This is a genomic window from Ochrobactrum sp. SFR4, assembly GCF_019730395.1.
In the GTDB taxonomy this organism is placed as follows: Bacteria; Pseudomonadota; Alphaproteobacteria; order Rhizobiales; family Rhizobiaceae; genus Pseudochrobactrum.
On the sequence record NZ_JAAPBB010001205.1, the window covers coordinates 1 to 244 of the forward strand.

The window sequence follows — 244 nt, forward strand, 5'->3', positions numbered from 1 at the left end:
TCTGACTGATCCGGCAGCCGCAGCGGGTTTCCGGTCGTTGTTTCGTGCTGTTACCGATAAGAATGGGGGCAATAGTGAAATTGAAGCTGCTGAAAAACTGCTCATCCTGCTGGAGCGGCTCATCCGTCAACATTCCGGCGAGCGTGAGCTTAATGTTCCCAGTGCAATTAAACAAGCGCGTAGCCGCATTGATGACGATCCTGTTTCGCAACTGTCACTGAACGAGCTAGCGGCAATCGGAGGG

At 53.3% G+C, this 244-nt stretch carries 1 pseudogene; it reads left to right on the top strand.

The features are described from left to right. Nucleotides 1-37: 37 nt before the first annotated feature. Nucleotides 38-244 (top strand): annotated as a pseudogene (locus tag HBA93_RS22865) (hypothetical protein); the annotation flags it as partial.